Source organism: Roseomonas sp. F4, assembly GCF_053891155.1.
The window spans coordinates 372,002-390,143 of record NZ_JBSSHK010000002.1 but is presented as its reverse complement, the minus strand read 5'-3'; the positions used below and the strand labels follow the sequence as shown (position 1 = coordinate 390,143).

18 protein-coding genes are annotated in these 18,142 nt (G+C 69.8%); 13 read left to right on the top strand and 5 right to left on the bottom strand.

The window, feature by feature from the left end; translation table 11 throughout:
- The first annotated feature begins 2 nt into the window (after positions 1 to 2).
- A complete protein-coding gene (locus ACVFYP_RS09250; RefSeq protein ID WP_499199879.1) occupies positions 3 to 983 on the top strand; it encodes a Bug family tripartite tricarboxylate transporter substrate binding protein in 981 nt (326 codons plus the stop codon).
- 37 nt (positions 984 to 1,020) lie between these two features.
- On the opposite strand, the gene ACVFYP_RS09245 is transcribed toward ACVFYP_RS09250, so the two are convergent.
- Complete coding sequence (locus ACVFYP_RS09245; protein WP_499199878.1) at positions 1,021 to 1,950, bottom strand: LysR family transcriptional regulator; 930 nt, start codon at positions 1,948 to 1,950, stop codon at positions 1,021 to 1,023.
- Between the two features lie 152 nt (positions 1,951 to 2,102).
- Between ACVFYP_RS09245 and ACVFYP_RS09240 the strand changes: the two genes are divergently transcribed.
- The 11 genes from ACVFYP_RS09240 to motA all read left to right on the top strand — a co-directional run bounded on the left by ACVFYP_RS09240 (position 2,103) and on the right by motA (position 13,161).
- Entirely contained in the window at positions 2,103 to 2,753 is a 651-nt protein-coding gene (locus ACVFYP_RS09240; RefSeq protein ID WP_499199877.1) for a hydrolase, read from the top strand.
- A gap of 204 nt (positions 2,754 to 2,957) precedes the next feature.
- Entirely contained in the window at positions 2,958 to 4,103 is a 1,146-nt protein-coding gene (locus ACVFYP_RS09235; RefSeq protein WP_499199876.1) for a four-carbon acid sugar kinase family protein, read from the top strand.
- Positions 4,100 to 5,128 carry a 4-hydroxythreonine-4-phosphate dehydrogenase PdxA gene (gene pdxA, locus ACVFYP_RS09230; protein ID WP_499199875.1) on the top strand — a complete coding sequence of 343 codons (1,029 nt, stop codon included), beginning with the start codon at positions 4,100 to 4,102 and terminating at the stop codon, positions 5,126 to 5,128. The genes ACVFYP_RS09235 and pdxA overlap by 4 nt, the downstream gene beginning before the upstream one ends.
- 10 nt (positions 5,129 to 5,138) lie before the next feature.
- The gene (locus ACVFYP_RS09225; RefSeq protein WP_499199874.1) at positions 5,139 to 6,269 is read left to right on the top strand and encodes an iron-containing alcohol dehydrogenase; all 1,131 of its coding nucleotides are present in this window, start codon (positions 5,139 to 5,141) and stop codon (positions 6,267 to 6,269) included.
- A 12-nt stretch (positions 6,270 to 6,281) separates the two neighbouring features.
- Complete coding sequence (locus ACVFYP_RS09220) at positions 6,282 to 7,460, top strand: sialidase family protein (RefSeq protein WP_499199873.1); 1,179 nt, start codon at positions 6,282 to 6,284, stop codon at positions 7,458 to 7,460.
- On the top strand, positions 7,457 to 8,347 hold the full coding sequence (locus tag ACVFYP_RS09215) for a dihydrodipicolinate synthase family protein (protein ID WP_499199872.1): 891 nt from the start codon (positions 7,457 to 7,459) through the stop codon (positions 8,345 to 8,347). Before ACVFYP_RS09220 ends, ACVFYP_RS09215 begins: the two co-directional genes overlap by 4 nt.
- 117 nt (positions 8,348 to 8,464) lie before the next feature.
- Positions 8,465 to 9,424 carry a Bug family tripartite tricarboxylate transporter substrate binding protein gene (locus tag ACVFYP_RS09210; RefSeq protein ID WP_499199871.1) on the top strand — a complete coding sequence of 320 codons (960 nt, stop codon included), beginning with the start codon at positions 8,465 to 8,467 and terminating at the stop codon, positions 9,422 to 9,424.
- Entirely contained in the window at positions 9,421 to 10,263 is an 843-nt protein-coding gene (locus tag ACVFYP_RS09205; protein WP_499200467.1) for an amidohydrolase family protein, read from the top strand. Before ACVFYP_RS09210 ends, ACVFYP_RS09205 begins: the two co-directional genes overlap by 4 nt.
- Before the next feature lie 10 nt (positions 10,264 to 10,273).
- Positions 10,274 to 11,071: an SDR family NAD(P)-dependent oxidoreductase gene (locus tag ACVFYP_RS09200; protein ID WP_499199870.1), complete on the top strand. Its 798-nt coding sequence runs from the start codon at positions 10,274 to 10,276 to the stop codon at positions 11,069 to 11,071.
- Between the two features lie 78 nt (positions 11,072 to 11,149).
- Complete coding sequence (locus tag ACVFYP_RS09195; protein WP_499199869.1) at positions 11,150 to 12,298, top strand: flagellar motor protein MotB; 1,149 nt, start codon at positions 11,150 to 11,152, stop codon at positions 12,296 to 12,298.
- Positions 12,295 to 13,161: a flagellar motor stator protein MotA gene (gene motA / locus ACVFYP_RS09190; protein WP_499199868.1), complete on the top strand. Its 867-nt coding sequence runs from the start codon at positions 12,295 to 12,297 to the stop codon at positions 13,159 to 13,161. Before ACVFYP_RS09195 ends, motA begins: the two co-directional genes overlap by 4 nt.
- A gap of 12 nt (positions 13,162 to 13,173) precedes the next feature.
- Here the strand turns inward: motA and ACVFYP_RS09185 are convergent, their stop codons facing one another.
- A complete protein-coding gene (locus ACVFYP_RS09185) occupies positions 13,174 to 15,135 on the bottom strand; it encodes a hybrid sensor histidine kinase/response regulator (protein ID WP_499199867.1) in 1,962 nt (653 codons plus the stop codon).
- Positions 15,136 to 15,233: 98 nt separating this feature from the next.
- Entirely contained in the window at positions 15,234 to 15,482 is a 249-nt protein-coding gene (locus ACVFYP_RS09180; RefSeq protein ID WP_499199866.1) for a DUF6522 family protein, read from the bottom strand.
- Between the two features lie 54 nt (positions 15,483 to 15,536).
- Between ACVFYP_RS09180 and ACVFYP_RS09175 the strand changes: the two genes are divergently transcribed.
- Positions 15,537 to 15,974, top strand: a complete 438-nt coding sequence (locus ACVFYP_RS09175) for a PaaI family thioesterase (RefSeq protein ID WP_499199865.1) — start codon at positions 15,537 to 15,539, stop codon at positions 15,972 to 15,974.
- Positions 15,975 to 16,005: 31 nt separating this feature from the next.
- Here the strand turns inward: ACVFYP_RS09175 and ACVFYP_RS09170 are convergent, their stop codons facing one another.
- Together ACVFYP_RS09170 and ACVFYP_RS09165 are read right to left on the bottom strand one after the other, a co-directional pair.
- On the bottom strand, positions 16,006 to 17,061 hold the full coding sequence (locus tag ACVFYP_RS09170; RefSeq protein WP_499199864.1) for a hypothetical protein: 1,056 nt from the start codon (positions 17,059 to 17,061) through the stop codon (positions 16,006 to 16,008).
- Entirely contained in the window at positions 17,058 to 18,059 is a 1,002-nt protein-coding gene (locus ACVFYP_RS09165; RefSeq protein WP_499199863.1) for a hypothetical protein, read from the bottom strand. The genes ACVFYP_RS09170 and ACVFYP_RS09165 overlap by 4 nt, the downstream gene beginning before the upstream one ends.
- Between the last annotated feature and the right edge of the window lie 83 nt (positions 18,060 to 18,142).

Genomic DNA, 18,142 nt, shown 5'->3' with positions numbered 1-18,142 from the left:
AGATGAAGCGGAGAAGCATTCTCGCGGCCGGTCTGAAGCTCGGCGCGACGCTACCGGTCATGGGCCTGGCCACACCAGCGCTGGCCCAGGCCGGCTTTCCCAATCGCACGGTGCGGGTCGTGATTCCCGCCGGCCCCGGCGGTGGCACCGATATCCTGGCGCGGCTGCTGGCACCGAAGGCGGCCAGTGTGCTCGGCGCCGCCATCGTCATCGAGAACCGCGGCGGCGGCGAGAGCCTGATCGGCACGGAGTATGTCGTGCGCGCCGCGGCCGATGGCCACATCGTTCTGTTCAGCGACACCAGCCCTTATATCGCGAAGATCCTGCGCTCGCGCATGCCCTTCGATCCGTTGGTGGATCTGGTGCCGGTGATGCGCGCTGCCGTCGGCTCCATCATGCTCTACGGCAATCCGACATTCGGCGCGCGCACGCTGCCGGAGCTGGTGGCGCGCGCCAAGGCCGACCCGGCCGGGGTCAGCTTCGGCACCAGCAGCACCGGGTCCCGCCTGCTCGGCGAGATGCTGAAGATGCGGGCGGGCATCAACCTGCTGCACGTGCCCTATCGCAGCGGCGGCCTGGCGCTGACCGATACGCTGAACGGCACCGTGCAGCTGACCTTCAACGGCGCCAGCAACGGCAAGCCTTATGTGCTCGGCGGCGAATTGCTCGCGATCGGCGCCGCTGGCCCGCGTCGCAATCCGGCCCTGCCCGATGTGCCGAGCTTCACCGAGCAGGGCTTTGCGGATTTCCCCGCCGGCTCCGAATGGGGGCTGTTCGCGCCGAGCGGCACGCCGCCAGAGGCGCTGGCCAAGCTGAACGCCGCCTTCCGCGAGGCGGCCTTCGACCCCGCCATCGCCGACCGCATGTCGGAACTCGGCTTCCGCCCGGATGGCACCGCCGGCGCGACGTATCAGGAGGAGATGGTGCAGGTACTGCGCCTCTGGGCGGAGGTCGTCGCGGCGGCGGGCATCCAGCCCAGCTAGTGCGGGCGATGCGATCGGGTGCAGCGCAGAGCGCAGCTCAACCTCCTGCTCGCGGATCGGCCTTTGTATCGCGTTCGGTGCTGATCCCCCAGAGGTGAGGATTCTGTTCGATGTTCTTGATCAGCATCTCGGTAAGAACCCGCACTTTCCGCTGGGGATGCTGACCGGGCGGGCGGACGACATAGGCGCCGGCTGGAGGAGGCGGATAGCGCGTCATGACCGGAACCAGCGCGCCGCTGGCCACGTAGCCATAGGTAATGCAGTCGGGGAGCCAGGCGATGCCGAGCCCCGCCGCCGCCGCCGCGGCAAGCGCCGTGGCGTTGTCAGCCTTGAACCGGCCCTGGGGCTGAACCGTGACGATCCTGTCGCCGTCGATGAAGTGCCAGCTTTCCGTACCCTGCATCAGTGCCTGATGGGCGACGACTTCATCCGGCGCCTGAGGTGAACCGTGCGTCCTGATATAGTCAGGGCTTGCCACCAGCCGTCCATGGATCGGTCCGATGCGCCTGGCGATCAGGTTGGAGTCCTGAAGATACCCCACCCGGATCGCGCAGTCGAAACCCTCTGCGATCAGATCAACAAAGCGATCGCTGTAGGAGGTATGGATCTGAAGCTGAGGGTGCAGGTGCGCCATGTCCGCGAGCACGGGCGCGAAATGGGTCGGCCCGAAGGACAGCGGCATGGCAACCCTCAGGCGGCCACGCAGATCTCCGGTTGGGAGGATCGCTTCCCTGGCCGTGTCGATCTCGGCGCTGGCGCGGGCCGCGTATTCCCTGAAGGTGATCCCCGCTTCCGTCAGCGCGGCCCCGCGCGTGGTCCTCGCGAGAAGCTGTACGCCGAGTTCCGCCTCGATCCGCGAAAGCCGCCGACTGACGATGGATTTGGAGGTGCCAAGCCAGCGCGCGGCTGCCGATACGCCGCCGGCATCCGCCACAGCCACGAACGTCCGAAGATCCTCGATGTCCAATTCGCGTTCCTCGTTCAGCGACACAGCTTGGCAGAATACGGCACTATCCGGTCAGCCGAAGGAACAGCAATTTCCCGCCAGACAATGTCGCCCGCTGGCGCATGTCTCCGTGAAACCATCGCTGTTCATAGCGGCAGAGAAAGGAAGTCCTGATGACCTTCCGCAACGGCCTTGCTTCGCTTCTTCGTCCCGAAGATTCGGTCCTCGTTCTCATCGACCACCAGCCTTACCAGCTCGCCAACGTGAACAGTCACGAGCCGCAGATGGTGGTCAACAATACGGCGGGGCTGGCCAAGGCCGCCAAGGCCTTCGGCGTTCCCACCATTCTGACGACCGTGATCGCGGCACGGGGCGGCCTGCTGTTCCCCCAGATCACCGATGTGTTTCCCGGGCAGGAGGTGATCGACCGCACGTTCATCAACACCTGGGAGGATCCCAAGGTGGTCGACGCGGTCAAGGCCACGGGCCGCAAGCAGCTCATCATCGCCGGACTATGGACTGAAGTCTGCGTGGCGATGCCGACGATCCAGGCCCTCGGAGAGGGCTGGGATGTGACCGTGATCACCGACGCCTCGGGCGGCGTCTCGGCCGAGGCCCATCAGGTCGCCATCCAGCGCATGATCGCGGCCGGTGCGAATATGATGACCTGGATGGCGCTGGCGGCCGAATGGCAGCGCGACTGGGCGCGGATGGATACCGCCATCAAGCTGACCGAGGTGATTGTCCAGCATGCCGGCGGCAGCGGCATCGCGTTCCTGTGGGAGCAGCAGCTGCTCAACACGCCGGTACCTGCCGAAGGTTGATGGCTGCCGCTTCACCGAAGACGAAGACGGTGAAGCGGCTCCATCTGTCTGACCCTTCGCATTCTTCGAGCCTTGCGAGGCGGCAGGAACTGGAATGCTCGCGCCGCCGCGCTTGACGGCGGCGCCCGGCATCGGATAGCTGACGGATAGATATCGAACAATTGTTCGTATTCCGATCAACAGCCGAGTGCAAGGGCGGAGGACATGGCGAGCAGCCCGGACGCAAGCACCACGGCCCCCCGAGAGACCCGGCTGTGCCTGCTGGCCGATGACCTGACCGGCGCGCTGGATACGGCGGCGGAGTTGACCGGCCTGTGTGGCCCTGTGCCCGTGCGCTGGGACGGTGCGCCCGCCCGCGACGGCAGCCTGGCGCTCGACACCGGCACGCGGGAGGCGGGGCGCGACGCGGCGGCCAAGCGGCTGCGCGACTGGGCCCCGGCGCTACGCGGGGCCGACATCGCCTTCAAGAAGATCGACAGCCTGCTGCGCGGCCAGGTGGCGGCGGAGCTGGCGGCCTGCCTCGCGGGGGGCACCTGGGCGCATTGCATCCTGGCCCCCGCCTTCCCGGCACAGGGGCGGATCACGCGCGGCGGGCAGGTGCTGGCGCGGCAGGCGGAGGGCGGCTGGGCCGCGGTGCGCACCGAGCTGATCGCGGCACTGCGGGCCGAAGCCTTGCAGCCGCGCCTCGCCAGACACGATGCGCCGCTGCTGCCCGGCCTTTCGATTTTCGATGCCGACAGCGATGCGGACCTCGCGCGCATCGCGGCGCTGGGCCGCGCGGCGGCCGGGCCGGTTTTGTGGTGCGGCAGCGGCGGTCTCGCGCGCGCCCTGGCCGGCGAGACCGTGGCGCGGACCTCCACGACCCTGCGCGGCCCGGTGCTTGGCCTGTTCGGCTCCGATCAACCCACCACGGCGCGCCAGCTCGCGGCCTGCGGGCCGCACTGGATCAGGCTGGCCGATGGCGGTGAGGCCGCGGCCGCCAACGTCGCGCGCCAATTGACAAAGACCGGCTGCGTTTTGGTCCGTCCGGAGCTGCCGGAAGGCCTGGATCGCGCGGAAGCCGCACGTCGTATCGCTGCCCTGGCAGCCGACCTGCTGCGCCGCCTGCCCCAACCCGGCACGCTGCTCGCGGCGGGTGGCGAGACCCTGCGCGCCATCTGCGACAGCCTTGGCACCCAGGCGCTGGAGGCGACCGGGCTGGTCAGCGCCGGCGTTCCGCGCTCCATCATGCGCGGTGGCGCCTGGGACGGTGTCGAGGTCATCTCCAAATCCGGGGCCTTCGGCGGTGATACACTGTGGCGCGACCTTCTGGCCGATAACGGCCTTCTCACACGGAGCATTCCCGCATGACGCCGCGGCACCTCGCGATCACCATGGGCGACCCGGCCGGCATCGGTCCCGAGATCATCGTCAAGGCCTGCCGCGCGCTGGCCCCGCGCATCGCGGCGGGGGAGCTGAAGCTGCTGGTGATCGGCAGCGGCCAAGCGCTGGAACAGGCGCGCCGCGCCCTGACGCCGGAGATCGCAATTCCGGAAGTGGTGGCGGAGGCCGCGGACTGGCCCGCGCTGGCCTTCCTGCAGGCCGGGCCGGAAGGCGCGCCGATCGCGCCCGGCGTGATGACCGCCGATGGCGGGCGCTTCGCCTATCTGGCGGTGGAACGCGGCGTGCGGCTGGCGGAGACCGGCAAGGTCGGCGCCATCGTCACCGCGCCGCTGAACAAGGAAGCGCTGAACAAGGCCGGGTACCACTATGCCGGCCATACCGAGATGCTGGCGGAGCTGACGGGGGTGAAGGGCTCCGTGATGCTGTTGGCGCATGGCAATATGCGCGTCAGCCACGTCACCACCCATGTCGCGTTGCAGGATGTGCCGAAGCGGCTGACGCCCGAAAGGCTGCGGCTGGTGCTGGACCTGACGCATCAGGCGCTGCTGGCGCTCGGCATCGCCCGCCCGCATATCGCCGTCGCCGCGCTGAACCCGCATGCCGGGGAGGGCGGCCTGTTCGGGCGGCAGGATATCGACATCTCCGCGCCGACCATCGCCCAGGCGGTGGCGGATGGCATGCAGGTCACCGGCCCCGTGCCCGGTGACACGGTCTTCGTGAAGCTGCGCGCCGGACAGTATGATGCGGTGGTCGCGATGTATCACGACCAGGGGCATATCCCGGTGAAGCTGCTGGGCTTTTCGGTCGATCCGGAGACCGGGAAGTGGGAGGCGCTGTCGGGCGTGAACATCACGCTGGGCCTGCCGATCATCCGCACCTCCGTCGATCACGGCACCGCCTTCGACATCGCCGGCCAGGGCATCGCCAGCGAGCGCAGCCTGATCGAAGCCATCGAATATGCCGAACAACTCGCCGCGCATCGCGCGTCCTGAGGACCCCGCCATGACCGATCTGCTGCGCCCCATCGAGATCGACCGTCCCCCGCGCATCGACTTCGGCGCCGGCCTGGTCGGCAGCGTCGGTGCCTGGGCCCGCGCGAAGGGGCTTGGCCGTATCCTGGTCGTGGCGGATGCCTTCAATGCGGCGCGCGTGGACCTGCTGGCCCTGCCCGGCGATGTCACCGTCTTCGGCGAGGTGAAGCCGGAGCCGGATATTCCGAACCTCGACAAGGTGCTGGCGCTGGCGGATCGGGTGCAGCCCGATCTCGTCATCGGCTTCGGCGGCGGCAGCGCCATGGACCTCGCCAAGCTTGTCGCCGTGCTGCCCGGCAGCGGCCAGTCGATCCATGACGTGGTGGGGCCGGAACGTGTGGCCGGGCGGCGCTGCGCGCTGGTGCAGGTGCCCACCACCTCCGGCACCGGCAGCGAGGCCGGCACGCGGTCCCTGGTGACCGACCCGGCGACGCAGAACAAGCTGGCGGTGCAAAGCCGCCACATGTTGGCCGACCTCGCCGTGGTCGATCCGGATCTGACGCTGACCGTGCCGGCCGCCGTCACCGCCGCCACCGGCGTGGATGCGCTGGCCCATTGCGCGGAGGCCTTCACCAGCCGCAAAGCGCATCCGCTGATCGACCTCTATGCGCTGGAGGGCATTCGCCTGGTGGGCCGCTTCATCGCCCGCGCTGTGGCCGATGGCGGCGACCGGGAGGCGCGGGCGGGGCTGGCGCTGGCCTCGCTCTATGGCGGCTTCTGCCTCGGCCCGGTGAACACCACGGCCGGTCATGCCGTGGCCTATCCGCTGGGCACGCGCCACCACATCGCCCATGGCCTGGCCTGCGCCGTGATCTTTCCGCACACGCTGGCCTTCAACGCGCCCGCGGCCCCCGCCAAGACCGCGCTGATCCTGGAAGCGCTGGGCCTTGGCGCGGTGCAGGGCGAAGCCGCGATCCGCGACGCGGGGCATGGCTTCTGCGCCGGACTGGGCATCGAGATGCGCCTGTCGCGCCTCGGCGTGCCGGAGGCCGACCTGCCCGTGATGGCGACGGAAGCCCATGCCATCCGCCGCCTGCTGGACAACAACCCGCGCGCGATGAGCCGCGAGGATATCCTCGCCCTCTACCACGCCGCGCTCTGAGGAAACGCCACAATGCCGGACAGCAACGGGCTGATCGAACGGCCGGAGGTGCTGGCGCCCGCGCCGGACGATGCCGCGCGGATCGAGGCCTTCATCCCGACCCCCTGCGTGCAGAACCACGCCTCCTTCATCATGCCGCTGCCGGGCGGTGACCTCGGCTGCGTCTGGTTCGGCGGCACGCAGGAAGGCGTGCCCGATATCTCGGTGCATTTCTCGCGCTTGGCAAAGGGCGCGGATCGCTGGACGCCCGCCCGGAAGCTATCGGACGATCCCACGCGGTCGGAGCAGAATCCGCTGCTGTTTCCGGCACCGGATGGCACTGTCTGGCTGCTCTGGACCGCGCAGATTTCGGGCAACCAGGACACCGCGCTGATCCGCCGCCGCATCTCCACCGATAGCGGGGTGAGCTGGGGTCCGATCGAGACGCTGTTCGAGGAGCAGCCGGGCTTCGGCACCTTCATCCGCAGTCCCATTGTGGTGCTGGACAATGGCGATTGGCTGCTGCCGATCTGGCGCTGCACCAAGCCGCCCGCCGGCGCCTGGACCGGGCATCTCGACACCAGTTCGGTCATGATCTCGGCCGATGGCGGCGCAAGCTGGACGGAACATGCGGTGCCGGGCAGCACGGGCTGCGTGCATATGAGCATCGTCGATCTGCGCAATGGCGAACTCGCCGCCTTCTACCGCAGCCGCTGGGCCGATTCCGTCCATGTCAGCCGGTCGACCGATGGTGGGCGGACTTGGTCGGCGCCGGTGCCGACGGAGCTGCCGAACAACAACTCCTCCATCCTCGTCACGCGCCTGGCCAACGGCCATCTGGCGATGGTCTACAACCATTCCAGCGCGGAACAGGCCACTGACCGGCGGCTGTCGCTATATGACGATATCGGCGGCGGCGATGATCTCGCCCCCGCCGCCCTGGCGGATGACGTGCGCAGCGCCTTCTGGGGCGCGCCGCGCGCGCCCATGACGCTGGCGATCTCGGAGGATGGGGGACATAGCTGGCCGCGCCGGCGGAATCTGGAAACCGGCGATGGCTACTGCATGACCAACAATTCGAAGGACCGGCTGAACCGGGAATTCTCCTACCCCGCCATCTGCCAGACCGCGGATGGGGCGCTGCACATCACCTACACCTATTGGCGCCAGGCCATCAAATACGTCCGCGTGACGGAGGAATGGGTCCGATGACCACGCTGCACCCCAGGGGCGTCTTCTGCGCGGCCCTCACCCCGGTCACCGCGGACCATGCACCCGACCATGCCCGCTTCATCGCGCATGGCCGCCGGCTGCTGGAGGAAGGCTGCGACGGCCTGGCGCTACTTGGCACGACCGGGGAGGCGAACTCCTTCACCAGCGCCGAACGCCAGGGCCTGCTGGAAGCAGTGGTCGCGGCCGGCATCGCACCGGACCGGCTGATGCCCGGCACCGGCGTGGCCGCGTTGGGGGAGACGGTGGCGCTGACGCGGCACGCGCTGTCGCTCGGCATCACCACCGTCGTCATGCTGCCGCCCTTTTACTACAAGGGCGTCACCGATGATGGGCTGTTCGCCGCCTATGCCGAGGTGGTGGAGCGCATTGCCGATCCGCGGCTGCGCATCGTGCTGTACCACATCCCGCAGATGTCGGCGGTGCCGATCACCTTCCCGGTCATTGAGCGGCTGCGCGCCCGCTATCCCGGCAGCTTCACGGGCATCAAGGATTCTGCCGGCGACCTGGCGCATATGCAAGCGCTGGTGGAACGCTTCCCCGGCCTGTCCGTGCTGGCCGGCGCCGATCCGCTGATGCTGCCGCTGCTGCGCGGCGGCGGCGCCGGCTGCATCACCGCCACGTCGAACCTGGTCGCCGCCGAGCTCGCCTTCGTCTTCCGCCATTGGAATGACCCCGCCCGCGCGGCGGAGGTGGAGGCAGCGCAGGCGGTCATCGTCGCTGCGCGCAACCGCGCCTCCCGCTTCGCGCAGATGGCGTCCCTGAAGGCCCTGCTGGCGCATCGCAATGAGGACCCGGCCTGGCGCCGGTTGCGGCCACCGCTGCTGCCGCTTTCGGCGGAGGATGAGGCTGCGCTGATCGCCGGCTAGCACTCCCCGCTCGCCTCGACGGTGAGCGGAGCTACCATCATGATAATCCGAACAAATAATCGGAATCCGATATTCAAGGATTCCACCGGGGGAAAAATGCTGAGCAGAAGAAGACTGATGGCCTGTGGCACCGCGGCTTTGGGTCTGGCCGCGCCCTCTATCGCGCGGTCGCAATCCACCTGGCCGCTGGGCCGTCCGATCCGCGTCATCTGCCCGACGCCCCCTGGCGCCGCGAATGACCTTCTGGCGCGGCTTCTGGCGCAGCGGCTTCAGGAGAAGTTAGGCGCCGTCGCAGTTGTGGAAAACCGCCCCGGCGCCTCCGCGCTGCTCGGCACCAATGTCGTGCTGCAGGCGCCACCGGATGGATTCACCCTGCTGGCCTCCACCTTCAACACGGCGGTCATGCCGCTGGTGCTGAAGGGCGCCAATTTCGATCCGCAGCAGGATCTCGCCGCGATGGGTCGCACCGCCCAGGCCCCGCTGGTGATGGTCATCAGCGGCGCGCGGCCGGAACGGACGGTGGCGGAGGTGGTGGCCTCGGCCAAGGCCAACCCACGCGACTGGAACATCGCCATCTCTGCCCTCGGTTCCGCCGGGCATCTGGCGACGATCGACTTCATGCGGCGCACCGGCACGGACCTGAATGTCGTGACCTATCGCGGCACGCAGCCGGCGCTGACCGATCTGATGGGCGGCAGCGCCCAGCTTCTGATCGACCCCAGCTTCGCCCTGCTCGCCAGCCGCAATGACGGCCGCATCCGCGCCCTTGGCATCGCCACCGCCGAACGCTCCAGCCTCGCGCCGGATGTGCCGACGATGGCGGAGATGGGCCTGCCCGGCTTCGAGTTTCAGGCCTGGTACGGCGTCTGGGGCCCCAAGGGCACGCCGCCCGAGATCTGCCAGCGGGTCAATGCCCTGATCCAGGAGACGATGCGCGACCCGGACATCGCCCGTCGCCTGACCACCCAGGTGATCGAGCCGGTGGTCGAGAGCATCGAGGACAGCCGCCGCTTCATCGGCAACGAGATCGCCCGTGCCACGGAGCTGTTGCGCAGCGTCAACTACCAGCCGGAATAACGGCCATCCTGATCGTCGATTCCCAGGTTCATGTCTGGTCCGCCGAGCCCGCGGACCAGCCTTGGCCACAGCCTTCGCCGGCCGTCGTGCAGCGGCCCGTCCCGCTGCTGCCGCGGGATCTGCTGGGGGAGATGGACCGCGCGGGTGTCGACCGCGCGATCCTGGTTCCCCCCTCCTGGGAAGGGTTCCGCAATGCCCTGTCGCTGGAGGCGGCCAGGCGCTTTCCCGACCGTTTCGCCGTCATGGGCCGGCTGCCGATCGAAGCGCAGGACAGCCGCGACCGCTTCGCCGAATGGCGTTTCCTCCCCGGCCTGCTGGGCGCGCGGCTGAATTTCCGGCGCGCCGCGATCCGGCAACTGCGCGACGGCACCGCGGATTGGATTTTCCGTCAGGCAGAGCGCGACGGGCTGGCGTTGATGCTGTTTGTGAACGAGGATTTTCCCGCTGTCGCCGCGATCGCGGAACGCCATCCCGGTCTGCGCCTGATCATCGACCATATGGGCGCACATGTGGAACGGCGTGGCCCGGCGGCCTTCGATCATCTGCCGGACCTGCTGCGCCTGAGCCAATGGCCCAACATCGCCATCAAGGCCTCCGCCCTGCCCTGCGCGGCGGAGGATGCCTATCCCTTCGCCAGCCTGTACCCTTTCCTGAAGGCCAGCTTCGACGCCTTCGGGCCGGCCCGGATGTTCTGGGGCTCCGACCTCACGCGCCTGCCCTGCGACTACCGGGATGCGGTGACGATGTTCACCGACCACCTGCCCTGGCTGCGCGGCGAGGATCTGGCGCTGGTCATGGGCAAGGCGCTGTGCCGCTGGCTGAACTGGTCAACCGAATAAGGACCGCGTGATGTTCCAGGGACGAAGCGTCTGCGTCACCGGCGGGTCGCGCGGTCTGGGGGCGGCGCTGGTGCGGCGCTTCGCGCAGGCGGGCGCGCATGTGCATCTGGGCGACGTGCTGATCCCCGAAGGGGAGGCTTTGGCCGCGTCGCTGCGCGCCGAGGGCCTTTCCGCCAGCTTCCACCGCCTGGATGTGGCGTCGGAGCCGGATTGGGTGGCGCTGACCTCGGCCATGGAGGCGCGTGGCGGCCGGCTCGACGTGCTGGTCAACAATGCCGGCCTCATCATCCGCAAACCGATGGCGACCACCAGCCGCACGGAATGGGATCGGGCCATGGCGGTGAACGTCACCGGCGTATTCCTCGGCATGCGGCATTGCCGGCCGTTGCTGGCGCGCGCGGCGCCCTCGGCCATCGTCAACATCGCCTCCACCGCCGGGCTCATCGCGCATGGCGATCCCTCCTACACCGCCAGCAAATGGGCGGTGCGAGGGTTGACGAAATCCGCGGCGCTGGAACTGGCGGCGGAGGGCATCCGGGTGAACTCCGTGCATCCCGCGACGATCGCCACGCCGCTGACCCAGGCCGCGCCGGCGGGCCATATCGAGGCCAATCGCCACGCCATCCCGATGGGCCGGGAAGCCAGCCCGGACGAGATCGCCAACATCGTGCTGTTCCTCGCTTCCGATCAGGCCTCCTTCATGACGGGCAGCGAGGTCGCGGCCGATGGCGGGCTGACCACGGGCGGCGTGGCGCATATGCGGGCGGCCTTCCAGCGCGGCCTGGTATGTCCCGACACCGCCCTTTAGCGCCCGCTTAACCGCCCTCCGCTATCCCAGGCATCGCACCGCCCCAACACGGGCGCGGATGGGATTGCGCGGAGATCCATGGCGAAGGGCGGCAAAAACGGCGCGACGATTGTCATCAAGCGCATCGAGGAAGGCGAGCACGGGCACCATGGCGGGGCCTGGAAGGTCGCCTATGCCGACTTCGTGACGGCGATGATGGCCTTCTTCCTGCTGATGTGGCTGCTGAACGCGACCACGGAGGAGCAGCGCCGCGGCATCGCCGATTATTTCGCGCCAACCAATGTGCTGGGCCAGAGCACCACTGGCAGCGGCCAGCCCTTTGGCGGCCGGACCCCCAATGAAACCGCCCAGCTCAGCCAGAATGCCGGCGCCATCCGCCTGCAGCGCGGCCCCCTGCCGGTGCTGGAGGATGTGGAGGTGGAGGAGGATGTCCCCACCGTCGCCCGCCCCATCCCGATGCGCGACGCGCCGGAGGGCGAGGATGATGACGCCGAGCGGCAGAACGCCCAGCAATCCCGCGCCAGCGCCCCGCCCGGCGATATCGACCCGCGCGAACAGGCGGAGGCCCAGGCGGCCGAGCTCCGCGCCCTGACCGATGCCGCGCTGCGCGTCGAGCATGAGCGCCGCGAACGCGCCGAATTCGAACGCGCGGCGGAGGAGTTGCGCAATGCCGTGGCGATGGACCCGGCGCTGGCGGAACTGGCCCAGCAGATGCGGGTGGAACAGGTGCCGGAGGGGCTGCGCATCCAGCTTCTGGACGCAGACCGGCAGCCGATGTTCGCCCTCGGCGGCGCCGCGCCGAATGACCGGGCGCGGCAATTGCTGGCCCGCGTCGCCCAGGCGATCGCGCGGCTGCCCAATGCCGTCGCCATCGCCGGCCATACCGATGCCACGCCCTTCCGTGGTGGCGTGGAACGGTCCAACTGGGACCTTTCGGCGGAACGCGCCAATGTCACACGGCGGCTGCTGATGGAGGCAGGGTTGGCGGAGAGCCGCATCCGCAGCGTCACCGGCCATGCGGAGCGCGATCTGCTGCTGCCGGAGACGCCGAATGCCGCGGGCAACCGACGTGTCTCCATCACCCTGCTGCGTGATCCGCCGCCCCAATCCAACGGCGCCCCATCCAACGGCGTCCAGCCGGCTCCTTCCCAGCCTGGCGCAGTCCAGCCCAGCCCAGCCCAGCCCAGGGCAACCCCGCCCAGCACACCAAGGAGTCCCGCGCGATGACCACGATCGGCGGCCTGGTTTTCCTGCTGGCCATGGTTTTCGGCGGCTATGTGATCGCCGGCGGCAAGTTCGGCATCATCCTGCATTCGCTGCCCTATGAGATGATGATGATCGGCGGCGCGGCCATCGGCGCCTTCGTCATGGGCAACAGCATGCACAGCGTGAAGCACACGCTGGGTGGCTTCGGAAAGATCATCAAGGGCGAGCGCTTCCACAAGCATGAATATGTGGATCTGCTGTCGCTGCTCTACTGGTTCGTGCGCCTGGCGCAGACCAAGGGCGCCATGGCGCTGGAGGCGCATATCGAGAAGCCCTCCGAGAGCATCGCCTTCCAGAAGTTCCCCAAGATCATGGCGGACAAGATCGCGCTGGCGATGATCTGCGACTACCTGCGCATGGTCGGCATGAACGCCGACGACCCGCATCAGATCGAGGACATCATGTCCAAGGAGCTGAAGAAGGTGCGGGCGGAGGAGCTGCACGTGGCGCATACCTTCCAGAACACCGCGGATGCGCTGCCCGCGCTCGGCATCGTCGCCGCCGTGCTGGGCGTCATCAAGACCATGGCGGCGATCGACAGCCCGCCGGCGGTGCTCGGCGGCATGATCGGCGGCGCGCTGGTCGGCACCTTCCTCGGCATCCTCCTGGCCTATGGCGTGATGGGCCCGATGGCGACCCGGCTGAACGGCGTGATCGAGGAGGATTGCAAATACTATGAGGTGATCCGCGCCGTGCTGGTGGCGCATCTGCACGGCAATGCACCGCAGGTGGCGGTGGAAGCCGGCCGCAAGACCGCGCCCACGCATTCCATGCCGAGCTTCGCGGAGCTGGAGGAGGCTTTGCAGAACCTGCAGATCAGCTGATCGGCCGGCAGGCTATTCCGCCGCGTTGCGCAGTTCCCGCACCAAGCCGCGCACCCGTTCCAGCAGCTCCGCCCGCAGGAAGGGCTTGCGCAGGATCTGGATATGCGGCGGCAGGTCGCGCAGGCTTTCCACCCCGGGATAGCCGGTCACCATCAGCACCGGCAGGCCCGGCCGCAGCTCCTGCACCCGCCGCAGCAGTTCCAGCCCGGACAGGCCAGGCATGGCGTAGTCCGTCACCACGCAGTCCAGCGGCCTGCCGGCGATCACCGTCCGCAGCGCCTCCTCGCCGCTGCCGGCCCGCACCACCTCATAGCCGGCGCCGGCCAGGAAGGCGCCCAGCGTATGCAACACCGCCGGCACGTCATCCACCAGCAGCACCCGCCCTTCCGCCGGTGGCGACGGGAAGCCGGCGCGCGACGATGACTTGGGCGGATCGGCCCTGGTGCTGCGGGGCAGGAACAGTTCCACCCGGGTGCCATGGCCCGGGGTGCTGAGCACCCTGACATCGCCGCCGGATTGCCGCGCATAGCCGAGCACCATGGGCAGGCCCAGGCCCGAACCCTCCCCCACATTCTTGGTGGTGAAGAAGGGCTCGAAGATCTGTTCCAGGATCTCCACCTCGATCCCGGTGCCGGTATCCTGCACCTCCAGCACCACATAGTCGCCGGCGGGCAGTGTCTCCGTCGCCTCTGCCGCGCTGATGCGTCGGCCCAGCGCGCGGATCGTCAGATGGCCGCCGCGCGGCATGGCGTCGCGCGCATTGATCGCCAGGTTCAGGATGCAGGCCTCCAGCTGCGCCGGGTCGGCGAAGGCGTGCAGCCCGACCGCCTCTTCCGTCGCCTGGATGCGGATATTGGGGCCGAGGGTGCGTTCCAGCATCGCCACGGTCCGGTGCAGCAGCTCGGCAATGCCGATCCGGCTGGGACGCAGCACCTGCTTCCGGGAGAAGGCGAGCAGGTGATGCGTCAGCCGCGCCCCGCGCATCGCCGTCTCGATCGAGGCGGACACCAGATCGTCGCTCTCCGCATCGTCCTGCACCCGGTCCCGCAGCATCTCCAGGCTGCCCAACATGGCCTGCAGCAGGTTGTTGAAGTCATGCGCCACGCCGGCGGTCAGGCGGCCGACCGCCTCCATCTTCTGCGCCTGGCGCAGCTGCGCCTCCAGCTGCACCCGGGCCGAAAGGTCGAGGATGGCGGAGAGGACCATCGGGCCCTCCTCCGTCTCGATCGGGTTGAGGCCGATCTCGACCGGAAATTCCCTGCCGTCCTTGCGCAGCCCGTAAAGGTCCCGCCCCGCCCCCATCGGCCGGGATCGGGGGGCGGCGAAGAAGACGCCGCGCAGCCCGGGATGGTGGCCACGATAGCGCGCCGGCACCAGCATCTCGATCGGCTGGCCCAGCATTTCGTCCCGCGCATAGCCGAAGACACGCTCCGCCTGGGCGTTCACCATCTCGATCAGCCCGGCCGCGTTGATCATCACCATGGCGTTCGGCGCCGCTTCCACCACCTGGCGGAACCTTGCCTCGCCAGCGCCGCGCCGCTGCCGCCGCAGCGCGGCGAGTTCGGCCACCCTGCGCTCCAGCTCGTCATGCGCCGTCCGCAGCGCCTGTTCGGCGCGGTCGCTTTCGGTCAGGTCCTGGACCAGCAGCACGAAGCCCGCCGCCGGCGTTGCCCGTTGCAGGAAGATGCTCCGGGCCCGGAAGCAGGACCCGTCCGCCCGGCACCGCAGCGCCTCCACCACCAGGCTGCCCTGCGCCGCCGCCTGTTCCAGGTCCTGCGCCGGGCGGCCGGTGACGACATCATCCGGAGGGTAGAGCAATTGCAGCGGCTGCCCCAGGGCGGAGGCGGGCGCATGACCCAGAACCCGGACCGCCGCCGTGCTCCAATGCGTGATCTGGCCGTCTGGCGCGAGGCGGATGGCGGCGCAGTCCGGCAGAACCTCCGCCATCGCGTCGAGCAGCAAAACACTGTCCACGGGCGACCTCATTTTTTGTCAGTTGCTTGGCCGCAAAGGATCCTCAAAGCGTCACATTAGGCCCGAAAACCTTACCATTGTCGCGAGGTTTGTTGCGGTCAACCCTCCCCGATCACCCGGCCGGTTGCGGCCTCCACCAGCAGCCGGCGCTGGGTGGCGCGGCGGTGCAAAGTCAGGCGCAGCCGTCCGGCATCCGCGCCCTCCCCCCGCTCGACGACGGAATAGACATGGCCGGCGCGCAGATCGGTCAGGAAATCGGCCAGCTCCACGCCGAGCAGGGCGGCCGCCTGCTCCGCCGTCAACGCCACATCACCGGCGCCGTCGATGTCCACCTTCGCGGGAAGCATATGTTCGTCCTACGGCCGGTTGACCTTGGCGGCCAGGAACGGCAACGGGAAGCCATGACCCAGCTCCCGAATCTCGACCCCGATGGCGCAGCCTATCACAGGCTGCTCGGACTTACCCTGATCGAATGGGAGGACGGCTTTGCCCGCCTCGCCTGCGAGGCCGGCGATGCGCATCGCAACCGCTCCGGCATCATCCATGGCGGACTGATCCTGTCGATGGTCGACCAGGCCGCGGGCTATGCCGGGCTGTGGTGCAGCGTGCCCGGCAATGTCCGCAAGGCGGTGACGCTGGACCTGGATTGCCGCTTCACCGGCCAGGTGAAGGGCGGCCGTGTCATCGCCGCGGCCCGGATGGCGCAGCGCGGCCGCAACATCTTCTTCGTGCGGACCGAAGTCTTCGATGAGGCCGGCGAGATGGTGGCCTTCGGCGCCTCCACCCATCGCTGGCGCGCCGGCAGCGAGACGCATGAGGGCCAGCCACCCGGCGCCTGAGGCGTTTAATAACCGCGCCCGGCGCCTGAGGCTAAGCCGCCTCCAGCAGTGCCAAGGCCGCCTGCGGCCCAGCCAGGATTTCCGCCAGCCGGGCCAGCTCGATGCCGGTCAGGCCGGCGGGTGTTGCCGCGAGGCGCAGTAGGCGCCGCAAGGCCTCCTCCCGTCGCCGGTCGAAATCAGCTTCCTGGCCCAGCCGGCGCCCGGCCCGCTCCAGGGCGGTGAGCTCCCGCGCCGTCGCCTCCAGCCCCGCCACCACGGCATCGCTGGCCGGCGGGGCCGCCGCGGCACGGGTGACCGGGGCGAGCAAGCGCGCCGCCAGTGCCGCGGCGTAATGGCCATGGCAGGCCTGGGCCGCCTGGCGGCGCAGGGCCGCGGCCATGACCTGCCGCGCTTCCGCCACACCCCACGCCGCGCTCAACTCCGCCTCCTCCAGCAGATTGCCGAGCCGGAATGCCGCCGTGGCCAGGGCGCCGGGGCCCTCAGCCTCCTCCAGCATGCGGGCCTCCGCCGCCAACCGCTCCGCCAGCGCCGCCTCGGCCGTGGCTTCCAGCTCCGGTGCCAATCCGGCGGTCAGCGTCGCGACAAGGCCGGGCCGGGCCGCATGGGGCATCAACAGCGCCAGGCCGGCCGCCAGGGGCGCTGGCCCTTCGGCGGCCAGCGGCGCCAGGGCTGCGTGCAGCAGATCCTCCGGCGGGTCGGAGGCCATGACCACCTGCCACAGCGGCACCGCGCGCCGCAAAATCGCGGACACGGTCGCCAGCACGGGCGCCACCGCCGCCTCCGGCAATCCGGGCGCGGACCAGCCCGGTGGTGCGCCATCCCGCAGGGCCTGCCCCGCGGCGGGCCAAAGCCGTGCGCCGAGCGCGGCGACCACCGCGTGATCCGTCAGCCCGTGCCAGGGCGCCGTGGCCTCCACCTCCGCGACCAGCGCCGGCAGGCGATGGACGACAAGGGCAGTGATGGCTGGGATGGCAACGCGCGGGACATGCGGCAGGCCGGCCGCGGCCTGCATCACCCCTTCCAGGGGCAGGAACAGCAGCTGGGCGAGGCGGATCGGCCGCGCGGGGATGCTGGCGGAACCGGTCATGCCGCCAGCACCCGCAGCGCCTCGTTGCGCGCCAGCCCTGCCGGCCTGGGCGGTGCGGGCGGCATGGCGCGGCGCGCCCGCAGCAGCGTGTCCCAGGGCGTCGAGGGGTCGCGCGACACCTCGGGCCAGGCCTCGGCTTCCAGCGGCAGAATGGGCAGCAGCGCCACCAGCTCCACGACCACGCCGCCGCGCGCATCCGGCGGGGCCGCGGCCCAGAGCGCGCCGGGCAAGGCCCAGCCATCGAGCAGCCATTCGACCCGCGACGCCAGCTCCGCCAGCCGGGGCAGAGCCTCCGACCCCGGCGCCTGGCCGCGCGGCAGGGCCGCGACCGCCTCCCACAGCGCCAGAAGACAGGCCTCGGCCTTCGGCAAGGTCATCCGCGCGGCACTGAGGGCAAGGGTGGCGGCACGGCGTTCGGTCTGGGCGGGAACGGTATGCCCCCAGGCGGCGAGGTCGACGCAGAGGCGCCGCAGGGCCTGAAGCTCCCGTGGGATGGCCGCCAGGGGCTGGCCGCCGCCGGGCAGCGCCGGGCCGGCGCCGGTCCGACCCAGAATCGCGAGCAACGGGCCGAGCAGGCCGCCCTCGGCCGCCTGCGCCCCAAAAATGTCGACCAGGGCCGCGCGCAGCGCCTCCTTCGCCGTCGCCTGCCGCTGCTGCGCGGCCAGGGCGGCGGCCTGGGCCGGGCGGCCGGCATAGCCCAGCCGCGCCACCTCCCGCGCCGCCGCGCGGATCCGCGCCGGTGTCGGCTGGTCCTGCCCCACAATGCGGTCCCAAAGCTGCCGGTCATGCAGCGAAGCGGCGCGCTGCCCCAGGCATTCGGACCAGGGCACGACCACCACGCCCCTTCCCTCCGGCGCGGGCAGCAGCAGTTCCGCCGGGCCGGGGGGCAGGCGGCGCAGACGGCCGCCGGTCAGATCGGGCGCGGTGAAGGGCACGGCGCAACCGCGCTCGGCGAAGGTGGCCGGGCGTTCCGGCGGACGGGGGGCGGGGTCGGGCATGGGCGGCGCCAGATTGGCGGGCGCGGGATGAAGAAAGCGTTCGCCGGAGGGCGCCTGAACGTGATGACTTGGGGCGGAATCAC